7 protein-coding genes and 2 pseudogenes are annotated in these 12901 nt (G+C 39.7%); 3 read left to right on the top strand and 6 right to left on the bottom strand.

What is annotated here, in order from left to right; all coding sequences use genetic code 11:
* Positions 1-254: 254 nt before the first annotated feature.
* The 3 genes and pseudogenes from AB8618_RS03545 to AB8618_RS03535 all read right to left on the bottom strand — a co-directional run bounded on the left by AB8618_RS03545 (position 255) and on the right by AB8618_RS03535 (position 3266).
* Positions 255-1484: an ammonium transporter gene (locus AB8618_RS03545; protein WP_413401395.1), complete on the bottom strand. Its 1230-nt coding sequence runs from the start codon at positions 1482-1484 to the stop codon at positions 255-257.
* A 9-nt stretch (positions 1485-1493) separates the two neighbouring features.
* Positions 1494-1832: a P-II family nitrogen regulator gene (locus tag AB8618_RS03540; RefSeq protein ID WP_010391070.1), complete on the bottom strand. Its 339-nt coding sequence runs from the start codon at positions 1830-1832 to the stop codon at positions 1494-1496.
* 211 nt (positions 1833-2043) lie between these two features.
* Positions 2044-3266: pseudogene (locus AB8618_RS03535) on the bottom strand (diguanylate cyclase domain-containing protein).
* A 391-nt stretch (positions 3267-3657) separates the two neighbouring features.
* Here AB8618_RS03535 and AB8618_RS03530 point away from each other — a divergent pair.
* The gene (locus AB8618_RS03530) at positions 3658-5175 is read left to right on the top strand and encodes a S10 family peptidase (RefSeq protein ID WP_413401393.1); all 1518 of its coding nucleotides are present in this window, start codon (positions 3658-3660) and stop codon (positions 5173-5175) included.
* Between the two features lie 48 nt (positions 5176-5223).
* Here the strand turns inward: AB8618_RS03530 and AB8618_RS03525 are convergent.
* Both AB8618_RS03525 and AB8618_RS03520 read right to left on the bottom strand, forming a co-directional pair.
* A pseudogene (locus AB8618_RS03525) lies at positions 5224-5915 on the bottom strand (START domain-containing protein).
* A complete protein-coding gene (locus AB8618_RS03520) occupies positions 5915-7435 on the bottom strand; it encodes a CYTH domain-containing protein (protein WP_413401392.1) in 1521 nt (506 codons plus the stop codon). The pseudogene AB8618_RS03525 and the gene AB8618_RS03520 overlap by 1 nt, the downstream one beginning before the upstream one ends.
* 212 nt (positions 7436-7647) lie before the next feature.
* Between AB8618_RS03520 and AB8618_RS03515 the strand changes: the two genes are divergently transcribed.
* The gene (locus AB8618_RS03515) at positions 7648-8253 is read left to right on the top strand and encodes a TIGR04211 family SH3 domain-containing protein (protein ID WP_413401391.1); all 606 of its coding nucleotides are present in this window, start codon (positions 7648-7650) and stop codon (positions 8251-8253) included.
* Between the two features lie 87 nt (positions 8254-8340).
* Here AB8618_RS03515 and AB8618_RS03510 read toward each other — a convergent pair whose 3' ends face one another.
* Positions 8341-8823, bottom strand: coding sequence for a winged helix-turn-helix transcriptional regulator (locus AB8618_RS03510; RefSeq protein WP_413401390.1), 483 nt, complete (start codon positions 8821-8823; stop codon positions 8341-8343).
* A 169-nt stretch (positions 8824-8992) separates the two neighbouring features.
* Here AB8618_RS03510 and putA point away from each other — a divergent pair, with 169 nt between their 5' ends.
* Positions 8993-12796: a bifunctional proline dehydrogenase/L-glutamate gamma-semialdehyde dehydrogenase PutA gene (gene putA / locus AB8618_RS03505; protein WP_290170668.1), complete on the top strand. Its 3804-nt coding sequence runs from the start codon at positions 8993-8995 to the stop codon at positions 12794-12796.
* Positions 12797-12901: the final 105 nt, after the last annotated feature.

Below are 12901 nucleotides of genomic sequence, written 5' to 3'. Positions count from 1 at the left end.
ATGGCCGTTTAGCCGAACTTGCGGTTTTTTTGCAGCACTTTTTCGCGCTGATGTTTTAGATGACTTAGTAGCGCGCTTAGTCGAGGATTTACTGGTCGGTGTTTTCTTTTTTTCAGCCATTTAAGTGTAATACATTCCAAAGGTTGATTTAACGCGAGGAGCTTATCACATTACTCTAACACCTGAAAAATTAACCCTTCCTGAAATCAAAAAAGCCCTAACTGAGTAGGGCTTTGATTGAACACACAATACTTTTAATTACTTCTTACTGAAACAAATTCTGGGTAAGCATCAATACCACAATCATGTTGATCCATACCGTTTAGCTCTTCCTCTTCGGTAACACGAATACCCATGGTTTGTTTTAAGACTGCCCAAACAATGAATGAAGCGATAAACACAAAGCCAATGATACATAGTAAACCAATTAACTGCGCCACAATGTTAGCCTCTGCATTAGTAACCGGCACTAACACCACACCTAATATGCCACATACACCATGCACAGAGATGGCACCTACAGGGTCATCAATTTTCACTTTATCAAGTGCCACAATACTCAGTACAACTAGAGAACCACCTAGTAGGCCATATAAACACGCCATTAATGGTGATGGTGATAATGGATCTGCAGTAATAACCACTAAGCCTGCAAGTGCGCCATTAAGTACCATGGTTAAATCTGCCTTACCCCATAATAACTTACATAAGAACAAGGCTGAAATTGCACCCATAGCTGCAGCAGCATTGGTGTTAAGTAGTATTTGACCTACCGCAGTTGCATTTTCTTTATCTGAAATTAATAACTGTGATCCACCGTTAAAGCCAAACCAACCCATCCATAAGATGAATGTGCCTAATGTAGCAAGCGGCAAATTTGAACCTGGAATTGGGTAAATCTCACCATTTTTACCATATTTACCTTTACGTGCACCCAGTAGAATTACACCCGCAAGCGCTGCAGCTGCTCCGGTTGCATGGACAATGGCAGAGCCTGCAAAATCAACAAAGCCTAATTCAGATAAGAAGCCGCCACCCCATGTCCAGTAACCTTCAATTGGGTAAATTAATCCTGTTAGTACTACTGTAAATACTAAGAAAGCCCATAATTTCATACGTTCCGCTACGGCCCCAGATACAATAGACATAGCCGTTGCAACAAACACTACTTGGAAGAAAAAATCAGACTCTAGTGAATGATCGGCATCTGCAGCTTGACTACCTATTAGGCCACCAAATGAAGGAATAATTCCGCCTTCAACGTTGTCTACATACATAATATTGTAACCGACCAACAAAAACATAGTACAAGCGATAGAATAAAGTGCGATATTTTTAGTTAGGATTTCTGTAGTATTTTTTGAGCGCACTAAACCAGCTTCTAACATTGCAAAACCGGCTGCCATCCACATAACTAAGATGCCAGAGATTAAAAAGTAAAACGTATCGAGCGAAAACTTCAGCTCTATAATTGTATTTTCCATGTTGCCCCCTTAAATTGCGTCATCATCAAGTTCGCCTGTACGAATACGGACGATTTGATCTAGGTCGTAAACAAAAATTTTGCCGTCACCAATTTTGCCCGTTCCAGCAACTTTGGTAATGGTTTCTACAACGCGTTGGCAATTTTCACTACGAGTGGCAATTTCAAGTTTAATTTTAGGTATAAAGTCAACTTGGTACTCTGCACCACGGTATAACTCTGTATGACCTCTTTGACGTCCAAACCCCTTAACGTCAACCACGGTCATTCCTTCGATGCCTAAATCAGCGAGTGCTTCACGCACATCATCTAATTTAAATGGTTTTATGATTGCACTGATCATTTTCATAGCGGCCCCCTCGGACTCTTTATTGTTATCCTGTTGGGTAACATAATCCAACCTTTGTGCCAACATTTAATTTAATTTAAAAACAACAACTTAGCCTTTAAATTTAAACTTACCACAAAAAAAACGCACCATTTAGGTGCGTTTTTTAACAACTCAGCTACATTAGTGCGCATATAAAAATGCCCCCCAAATTGCGCTATAATATAAACAGTTAGCCAATACAGTTTCTGCCTTTGCTTTTTGCTTCGTATAACGCCTTGTCGGCAACACGCATCGCATCTTTTAAATTGGTATTTTGAAACTCTGCAAGCCCAATACTCGCCGTTATCGTGCATGACTTGTCACTGATAGAAAAATCGTAACTCGCCATTTTTTTCTAAATGCTTCTAAGTATTCGCGTGCTCGAGCTAAATCGATATCTGGTAGAACAATGGCAAATTCTTCACCGCCCACCCTTGCTACAGTAAATTTTGCAAAGGTTGAACGAACAAGAGACCCAACCTGCTTAAGCGCCTGATCGCCGCCTTCGTGACCAAATGTATCGTTTATATTTTTAAAAAAGTCCACGTCGAGTAGCGCTAGCGTATTATTTTGATTTTGATTTTTTAATAACTTTTCAGCATATTGATAAAAATAACGTCGATTGTATAAACCGGTTAAGTGATCTCTAAAAGCACTTTCTTTGATATCTGCAATCAGTGATAACTGCTCCATTGTTTGCAATACCCTGCAATGAAACTCTTCATTCATAAAGGGTTTAGTCAAAAAGTCGTTTGCGCCATATTTTATAAAGCGTGCTGATAAACCGTGCTTGCCCGCTCCAGATAAACCAATTACAGCTAAATCGTCTCGCCCTCTAAAATTACGAACTGCTTTAACTAGCTCAAAGCCATCCATTGTTGGCATGGCATAATCAGTCATAAGTAGCTTTATATCTGGATCAGCTTTTAATATTTCAAGTGCTTGCTGGCCGTCATTCGCAGTGCTTACATCAAACAATTGCTTTTCGAGCATTTGCTTCATTAACGAGCGACTCAACATAGAATCGTCCGCAATTAATGCCTTACAACCTTGGTTTCTTAAAAGTTGAGAAATCAATTTAACGGCATAATGATAAGAATCACGGTTATCTTTTATAACGTAATCTACCACACCATCTTCTAGCATTTGCTGACGTTTGTACTCGTCTATCTTTGATGTAAGCACAACCGTAGGAATTGCTTTAGAAAGTGTATATTTGGCAACTTCGCCATTTGGGGCATCGGGGAGAGTTAAATCAACAAGTGCTAATGAATAGTCATACTTTTCTACGTGCTCCTGGCATTCAGCTAATGACCAGGCAAAATCAACGGCAACATCTAAATACTGGGCAGTTAAGTGGCGTAAAACCTGCTGGACTACTTTACTGTCTTCAACCACTAATACTCTTTGCATAGACCTTCTCTTTGCTCTCATTATTTTTGCAACATCTGCTGCAAATACAAAATAATAAAACTTACTGGTACCACACTTTAAGCAGCAAAAATAAGTAAATAAAAAACATCCCAGAGTCATTGTTATTTAACGCTTTAAATATTAAAGCACATTCCATTAACCAACTTGTAGATCAATAACTATAATAAAAACAAACTTGCTGGCAAATATACCCGATTTTAATTCTTAGCTAAATAATTAAACAAAAATTTACACCATAAATAATTTATTATTTTACTTATCAGCTTATGTTAATTAACTCACCGATTATTATCGGCAGCTAGTCTCAATACTTTTGTTTTTTAGTGAAATATCGCTATAACTGCATTATACAAAATAAAAAGGGTCAGTTATGAAATTTAGTCGAAGTCTATTTTTACCCATTGCCGCAATTGCACTCACATTTACAAGTGCAACGTTTGCCGATAATCAACGCCGTATTGATATCGACAGTAAAGTGGTTACCCAGCACAAAGCAAAAATAAATAACGAACGATTTTCGTATAAGGTAGCAACTGGTACACAACCGGTGTGGGATGACAAGGGGGATGCCATTGCAACCCTTCAATATACTTATTATACCCGCGATAAAGTAGATGACAGAACAAAGCGTCCATTGCTAATTTCGTTTAATGGTGGCCCAGGCTCAGCATCGGTTTGGATGCATTTAGCTTACACTGGTCCTCGTGTTTTAAAGATTGATGACGAAGGCTATCCAATTCAACCTTATGGTGTAAAAGATAACCCTTATTCAGTTTTAGATGTAGCGGATATCGTTTACGTAAACCCTGTAAATACAGGTTATTCACGTGTTGTAGAAGATAAAGACGGCAACCTTCTACCTAAAGATAAACAAAAAAAGCTATTTTTTGGCGTTAATGCCGATATAAAGTACCTCGCAGAATGGCTTAATACTTTTGTATCTCGAAATGAACGCTGGCGCTCTCCAAAGTTTTTAATTGGTGAAAGCTATGGTACTACTCGTGTATCGGGTTTAGCGCATGAACTGCAAAATAGTCAGTGGATGTACATTAACGGTGTTGTACTCGTTTCTCCTACCGATATTGGCATTAAACGCGACGGCCCTGTAAAAGCCGCTAACCGCCTACCCTACTTTGCTGCAACAGCATGGTATCACAAAGCACTAAACGTCGATTTACAAGCAAAAGATTTAGACGAGCTATTACCAGAAGTTGAACAGTTTACTGTTAATGAGCTCATCCCTGCGCTTGCAAAAGGCGGTTTTATTGCGCCAGACGAAAAACGTCGTATTATTAAAAAAATGGCTGAATATGCAGGTTTATCTGAAACATTTGTTAGTCAAAACAATTTAGATATTCCAACACAGTTTTTTTGGAAAGAGTTATTACGTGAACGCGGACAAATGGTTGGTCGACTGGATTCGCGCTATTTAGGCATAGATAAACGCGATGCCGGTGAGTCTCCAGATTACTGGGCAGAGCTTACATCATGGCTGCACTCTTTTACCCCTGCAATTAACTACTATCTTCGTGAAGAGCTTAATTATAAAACCGATATCAAATATAACTTATTTGGTAACGTTCACCCATGGGACAGAAGCGGAAATAATACCGGTGAAAATTTACGCTTAGCCATGGCTCAAAACCCTTATTTAAATGTAATGGTTCAGGCGGGCTATTTTGACGGTGCAACCAATTACTTTGATGCCAAGTACACCATGTGGCAATTGGATCCAAGTGGTAAAATGCAAGATAGATTAAGCTTTAAAGGCTACCGCAGTGGCCACATGATGTATCTACGTCATGCAGATTTAGAAAGCTCTAATAACGATTTGCGCGAGTTTATAATGCAGTCTTTACCCAAAGACGGTGAATCCGCTAAATACTAATTAGCTTATATCCACTTAAAAAAGTGACCAATTAGGTCACTTTTTTGCTTATAACCGCGGCAATTCGCCATGTGTGCAATTACCGGTGCGGATGACGGTTGGCTTTGCTGTGTAATGCTTAGTAGCAAGTATTTCAGCTAAATTGATTAGCGTCTTAAGGGTACTTTTTAAAGCGACCCGATTATTTAACCACGTAGGAATCTTGCCGCCTGGTAACGCATACACTTGATAACTAATATGTAAATTTTTCGCCTGCTGAGTTAGCAACCACGTTGCATTTAAGGTGCTTATTCTTATTACCCCTTTAGTTTGAGGTAAAAAATCTGGGCGCGCGTGAATACTAAGTTGCGTTTGCAAGTCATTCACTTTTTATAGCACGAATAAGTAATCACATCCCTGTTACTAACAGGCCAAGGGGAGTCAATAAAACTATAAACAAGGTTTTCTGAAGGGCTTAAACTTTTAAGTAACGTGACCTTAGTAATATTTTCTATCCAGCTAGGGGCTGTATCGGTATCACTAAGTAAAGCAACTAAATCCTCTGCAGTGACATTGTTAACCACCGTTTCAGCTTTCATTTTCAAAGTATCGTCAGTTAAACGCTGAAAATAAACACTCACCCCTTGTTTGCTTTCGTACAATTGCCAAGCAGGCTGTGAATCAGCTTTTATAGCAAAACACAAAAGTGAAAAAATCATGCACTTTTGCAGCAAAGTCCGGCCACAAAAGTGCTTAGTCATTAAAGCCAATATGGTTCTGTATCAAATGAAGCGTGTCGACTTTGCTCCATGGCACTGACTAAAAAGTCAGATTTTTGTTCTAACCATAGTTGTATTTTTGCCAGTTGAGCATCTTCTTGCCCGCCACACAGCTGTTTTAAATAATCAAGCGTGCTTAACTCATACATGCCATGAGAAATGTCCAGCCAAGGGAGCCTAAATTCTAATCGCTCATCTTTATTAAACAGTGCACCTAAACAGTTACCACTGAGTAAGCTATTTTCTAATTGAGTGCGAAAGTTTAAGTAATCATTGCCTGCTAAGCTTTGCTCTTTAGGGAGTAAACGGTGTAAGTTTTTCCAATCCTTATCAAATAAGCGATGAGCAATATCCACAATAGGTTGCTCTGCATTTTGAAGCTCTGATTGGCTCCAATCTTTACGCCATTGCTTATTTATCAGCCACGTTGTTAAGCTCAGCAATAAACGGTTGTAGCGGGCACTATGAAACAGCGAAAAAATATCGTCAATGCTCGGCTGTAACTCTTTTAAATCGTTAATAACTTGCGTTAACGCAGGAGCACTATTTATTTTTTTATAAAAAGCATGGCGCTTAGAGGTATAAGTTTTTAACTGAATCGCATTTTCAACCCATGCCAACTCACTTAATAACCACTTTAGCTCTGTTCTGAGATGATCGGTACTTTCTTTACTAACAATATCGTCAAACAACCAAAAGTTGTGTCTAATTAAACTAATGCCATCGGTTACCCGCTTTAATGTTTTTAAGCTCGGCTTATCGAAGTAGCATTGCTCGTGTTTTTGCACAAAGCGAATACCAAAGCCCATAGCTTCAATGAGGGCTTGTTCTTGAGTAGCTTGCTTATTAAGTTTAACAAAACCGATTGATTTACTTGGTTTTAACGGTGTTTCATCCGCAAGGCGATAGCCTCTTGCTGCTTTTGAATAGAGCCCTAAACGAATGCTGTTTTGGCTCACTAATATATCCGCCAAAGCAAATAGCTCCTCACGACTACCTTCAACCAGCTCGATTTCAAGCTCGCTGATAATCTCTACCTTACCTGACGCAGCGACTTCACCTTTATCTAATACCACTTCAATTTTTGCACCATTTGGGGTTTCTATTAACCACGTACGGCGGATGAAATTAGTGCTAAATATAGGATATATATTTTGTGATATGGCATCAATTTGCATACCGTGAGGCCAAATTGATGAATCAAACGCCATTAAGTTTGGTCGGTTTGTTTCTATTGGAAGATTGTATTCAGGGCGCTGATGTAAGCCCCCGACCACTTCTCCAGCAAGCTTAATTGTTTGCTCACAGTGCTCGTCTGTACAACGCGTTCTAAAACCAATATCGAGAGCTCTTAGCTCTCTGCTTGGTGTATCATAATAAGCATTTTGCAAACTTTTAGAAGGTTTGTTTGTGACTGTTTTTGCAAATTGAGTAATTAGTGAGGGGATCAGTGGAATGACGTCATCTGATACCAAAAATTTCAGTTCTATCTCAGTATCCATTAGGCTTGCGGATTACCCTTAAAATTAATAAGTGCTCAAAATAAACAAAGCAGCCCTATATTGCAAATTTTTTAGTCATAAACACGCAAGCAAAATGCTCTGGTTACAATATCTGTCTTGCTATTAAACTATTAAATCCATACTATCTATATACTTATGCGAAATAAAAATCACGTTCACAACGGACACTGCTAGATTAACAAGGTAGATAAATGCTAAAACACTGTTTACTATGGCTGCTTTTAACAGCCGCCCCGTTTATGAGCCAAGCAGAGGAAGCTCAATCAACGTCGCCGACTAATGCTAAAACAGCTTATATAATCGATAATTTGTATACTTTCATGCGCTCAGGTGCCAGTAAAGACTATCGCTTACTTGGTTCAATAGATGCAGGTACACAACTCACTTTATTATCTGATGAACAAAATGGCTTTATAAAAGTTAAAGATGATAAAGATCGTGAAGGCTGGGTAGAAGCTAAATTCATTAGTGAATCAGCGGGTTTAAAACAACAATACCAAGCCCTCAATAATGAAATAAGCACTATGCAAAATAGACTTCGCCAAGCGCAAGTTGAGTTACCTGAGCTGCAAGAGCAAAACACACAGTTAACCGAACAAAACGCGCAACTATTAGCACAAATTAGTCAGTTACAAGGTGAGCTTTCTCAAGAACAACACCTAAAACAAGCAACCAGTGCTAAAGAAAAACGCCAGTTACTTACTTACGGTGGAGCCATTGCATTTTTAGGTTTGTTCTTAGGGATTATCTTAACTATCGTGTTATCACGAAGAAAACGCTATGAAGGTTGGGCATAAGCTTAACTTAATATAGCAGGCATAAAAAAAGCATCATATGATGCTTTTTTTATGCCTGCTATATTTTATCTTTAAAAAATACCTGCGTTAAATATCTAAACGAAGCCCAGGGTCTTGTTTGATTTTTTCTATTACCATGTAAGTGTGGTGTGTGCCCACTCCCGGAATATCAACCAAATCACCTAATACTTCTCTGTATTCGTCCATGTTGGAAACGCGAATTTTTAATAAATAGTCATAACCACCCGCTACCATATCACACTCAACAACCTGCTTAATTTTAAGAATGTGTTCACGAAATACTTTAAATACGGCTGTATTTGAAGTAACTAATGATACCTGCACATGGGCCACTAGGCTTTGATTAAGTTTTTCCTCACTTAATTTAGCGTAATACCCTTCAATATAGCCCTCTTGCTCTAAACGTTTAACCCTATCTAAACAGGGACTGGGGCTTAAATTCACCTGCTTTGCGAGGTTAACATTTGAAATTCTACCATTGCGCTGCAAAACGTCTAAAATTGATATATCGATACGATCAAGCAGGCGTAATCTATTCGGATTTGTCATATCAGTATTTTATATGGATAAGTTAATAATATGCCCTGTAAATTATCGTAAAACGGCGAAATTAACCAGCATATTCTGTTGGATTTTAATTAGAATGCACGCTTTACACCAACAACATTTAGCGGTAATTAACAATTATCCTAAGTCTTAACACTCCTGAGGGTTGCTTATGTTATTCAATGGCGATTTAACAACGACTTGTCCGATCAGACAAAAGATCCGTGACTTTTACCGTATTGATGAAAATGCGGTTATTGATCACATTTTACCACTTGCAGAAGTCGGTGTTAAAGCACGAAGCCGTGCATGGGAAAGAGCTCGCCAAATAGTTTTAAACATTCGTAAAGACCAAGATGGTCAAAGCGGTGTTGATGCGCTATTAAATGAATTTTCACTATCGAGTGAAGAAGGTGTGGTATTAATGTGTTTAGCCGAAGCATTGCTTCGCGTTCCTGATAAAGCAACTCAAGAAACATTAATACGTGATAAATTAGCAAATGGCGATTGGAGCTCTCACTTAGGTAGTAGTGATTCTTTATTCGTTAATGCCTCGTCTTGGGGATTACTAGTAACCGGTAAAATGGTTAACTATAACGACAAAACGAAAGAGCAGCAGTTTGGCATACTTAAAAAAACAATTGGTCGTTTAGGCGAGCCAGTTATTCGTAAGTCTGTGAACTTCGCGATGAAGATAATGGGTAAGCAATTCGTAATGGGTCGTACCATTAACGAAGCAATTGAGCGCGCGGCTGAAAAAGAGCAAAAAGGCTATGTATATTCATACGATATGCTAGGTGAAGGCGCTCGCACAATGAAAGACGCTAAGCGTTATTTCGACAGCTACATGAATGCGATTCATGCTATCGGTAAAGCGGCGAATGGTCGTGGCCCGATTAAAAGCCCAGGTATTTCTGTAAAGTTATCGGCTATTCATCCGCGTTATGAATTTACTCATAAAGAACGCGTGATGGAAGAAATCGTTCCAAAATTAAAAGAACTTGCTCTTGCCGCTAAAAAATACGACATCGGTTTTACTGTTGATGCTGAAGAAGCAGACCGTTTGGATATTTCACTCGATGTTATTGAAGCGGTATTTAGCGATGACGACCTTGGCGATTGGCAAGGTTTTGGCTTAGCGGTTCAGGCGTATCAAAAACGCGCTATTTTTGTTATTGAGTGGCTAACAGACCTAGCAACCCGTGTGGGTCGTAAAATGATGGTGCGTTTAGTAAAAGGCGCATACTGGGATACCGAAATCAAAACCACGCAACAAGATGGTTTAGACTTCTTCCCGGTATTTACCCGTAAAGCAACCACAGATGTGTCATACAAAGCATGTGCGATTAAAATGCTTGAAGCACGAGATGTGCTTTACCCGCAATTTGCAACACACAACGCCTATACTGCAGCGACTATTTTAGAAGTAGCGAAAGGTGATAACCAAGGTTTTGAATTCCAACGTTTGCACGGTATGGGTGAATCTTTATTTGACCAAATCGTTAATGAAGAAAAAATCCAGTGTCGTGTATACGCACCGGTCGGCCAACACGAAGACCTACTTGCTTACCTTGTTCGCCGTTTACTAGAAAATGGCGCTAACTCATCTTTTGTAAATGCCATTGTAGATACCACTCAACCGGTTGAAGCATTATTACCAGATCCTGTTGAAACGCTGCAAGGATTACGTAATAAGTACAACACGCAAATAAAAATGCCAATTGATTTATACGGTGAAGAACGTGCCAACTCAAAGGGTATGGATTTAACTGATATTAACGTGATAACCCCGTTTAAAGAAAATTTAGACACTTGGTTTGAAGAACATTTAATTGAAGAAAGCCAAGTACCAGAGGGCGCGCTGGCAGTTAAAAACCCAGCAAACCATAAAGAAATTATTGGCCATGTGAAATTACAAAATAGCGATGAAATGAAAGTGTTGCTAGCCAATGCTGAAACCGCTTTTGAATCATGGTCACAAACGCCAGTAAAAGAGCGCGCTAACTTATTGCGTCGCGTTGCTGATATTTTAGAGCGTCATCATGATGAACTTGTTGCTATCTGTATCAAAGAAGCAGGTAAAGTGGCACAAGATGGTATTGATGAAGTACGCGAAGCGGTTGATTTTTGTCGTTACTACGCAGCCCGTGCTGAAGAGCTTGCTCAAGATGAGCGCTTTGAAGCTCGAGGTGTGATTTTATGTATTAGCCCATGGAACTTCCCACTCGCTATTTTCTTAGGTCAAGTTGCAGCTGCTATCGTTACGGGTAACACAGTAATTGCAAAACCTGCAGAACAGACGAGCTTAATTGCCCTACGCGCTATTGAATTAATGCTTTCTGTTGGTTTACCTGAGCACGTTGTACAACCTGTGATTGCTCGCGGTAGCGAAGTAGGTAAAACCATTGTGCCAGATGAGCGCATTCAAGCTGTTATGTTTACAGGTTCAACTGAAACGGGCACGCTTATTTCGCAAACATTAGCTGCACGTAACGATATTCAAGTACCTTTAATTGCAGAAACTGGCGGTCAAAACTGTATGATTGTTGACTCAACAGCGCTTCCTGAGCAAGTTGTTGATGATGTTATCAGTTCTGGTTTCCAAAGTGCCGGTCAACGTTGTTCGGCATTACGCGTGCTCTTTATTCAAGAAGATGTTGCTGATGGCATTATCGATATGATCAAAGGCGCACTTGCTGAGTTACATATTGGCGACCCATCATTACTCTCTACAGACGTAGGCCCTGTAATTGATGAAAAAGCGCTGAAAACACTTAATGATCATGTTGAATACCTAAAAGGTAATGCAACACTTCACTACGAGTGTAAAATTCCTGATAACAGCGAAAATGGCGCATTTTTCTTTGCACCACGTTTATACGAAATCAAAGACTTATCGGTGTTAAAACGTGAAGTATTTGGCCCGTGTGTACATGTGATCCGCTTTAAAGCGAGTGAGCTTGATAGTGTTGTCGACCAAATTAACAACACCGGTTACGGCTTAACAATGGGTATTCATTCTCGTATTGAAGAGCGCTGTGAACACCTAGCTAAAATGTCGCGCGCAGGTAATGTTTACGTAAACCGTAATATGATTGGTGCGATTGTTGGCGTGCAACCATTTGGTGGCCGTGGACTATCAGGTACTGGCCCTAAAGCGGGTGGACCAAACTACCTACAACGCTTAATTAAAGAAAAAGCATCACCAGATAACGTACAAATGACTAACCTAACGCCAGACGAGCTTGATTTACACCACTACAGTGGCGCAAATGAGCAAGTAGAAAAGCTAATGGTTAACTCTATGCGCGATGAAAAAATTTGGCGTGCAACACCACTGAATGACCGAGTTTCTGCGGTGCGTCAGTTATTAGCGAAAGTAGCAACCGTTGAGATTATTGATGATCTTGCAGACGACTTAGCGTTAACGCTTGCCGATGCACGAGCTCAGTTAAACCGCTTAGAAAAGCACATGCGCAAATATACAACCTTACCGGGGCCTACGGGTGAGTCAAACACTCTTCACCTTGAAGCACGCGGCTGTGTAGTATGTTACGCAGATAAGAGCACCTCATTTAACTTTTGGGCACTATCGATTATTACCGCGCTTGCTGCTGGTAACACGGTAATAACGGTAGCATCTGAAATATTTTATGATGAAGCGGTTGCTTTTAGAGATAAGTTTATTGCGACTGGCGTTGCTGAAGGTGTTTTTCAAGTAGCTAAACCAAATCAGTTACAAGCGATATTGGCGCATCCTCACCTAGCCGGTGCGGTAGTTGCTGCACGTTCTTCTCGCTTAGGCTACTTCAGCCAACAGCTTGCACAACGTAAAGGCGCTATACTGCCAGTGATTAGCTCTGAGTATTACGACACGCTAATTAAGCGCTTAATTACTGAAAAAACAATCAGTATAGACACGACGGCATCAGGCGGTAACACCTCGTTGATGACCCTTGTTGAAGATGATGAATAGCAATTAATGCATTAATCTAAATAAAGGCATCTATTTGATGCCTTTTTTATTCCTATCTACGCATTTATTTGTTAATTTAAAAAATAATAACTGTTAATTAGAGTT

It is taken from the genome of Pseudoalteromonas sp. RW-H-Ap-1, from assembly GCF_048318575.1.
Classification (GTDB): domain Bacteria; phylum Pseudomonadota; class Gammaproteobacteria; order Enterobacterales; family Alteromonadaceae; genus Pseudoalteromonas.
Note: the sequence above shows the minus strand (reverse complement) of the source record. Positions and strands in the feature narration are given on the sequence as shown.

What these genes read in the sequence shown, in the direction of transcription:
- AB8618_RS03520 (WP_413401392.1), bottom strand. Translation starts at nt 7,435, where the DNA reads ATGGATACTGAGATAGAACTGAAATTTTTGGTATCAGATGACGTCATT.
- AB8618_RS03515 (WP_413401391.1), top strand. Translation starts at nt 7,648, where the DNA reads ATGCTAAAACACTGTTTACTATGGCTGCTTTTAACAGCCGCCCCGTTT.
- AB8618_RS03545 (WP_413401395.1), bottom strand. Translation starts at nt 1,484, where the DNA reads ATGGAAAATACAATTATAGAGCTGAAGTTTTCGCTCGATACGTTTTAC.
- putA (WP_290170668.1), top strand. Translation starts at nt 8,993, where the DNA reads ATGTTATTCAATGGCGATTTAACAACGACTTGTCCGATCAGACAAAAG.
- AB8618_RS03530 (WP_413401393.1), top strand. Translation starts at nt 3,658, where the DNA reads ATGAAATTTAGTCGAAGTCTATTTTTACCCATTGCCGCAATTGCACTC.
- AB8618_RS03540 (WP_010391070.1), bottom strand. Translation starts at nt 1,832, where the DNA reads ATGAAAATGATCAGTGCAATCATAAAACCATTTAAATTAGATGATGTG.
- AB8618_RS03510 (WP_413401390.1), bottom strand. Translation starts at nt 8,823, where the DNA reads ATGACAAATCCGAATAGATTACGCCTGCTTGATCGTATCGATATATCA.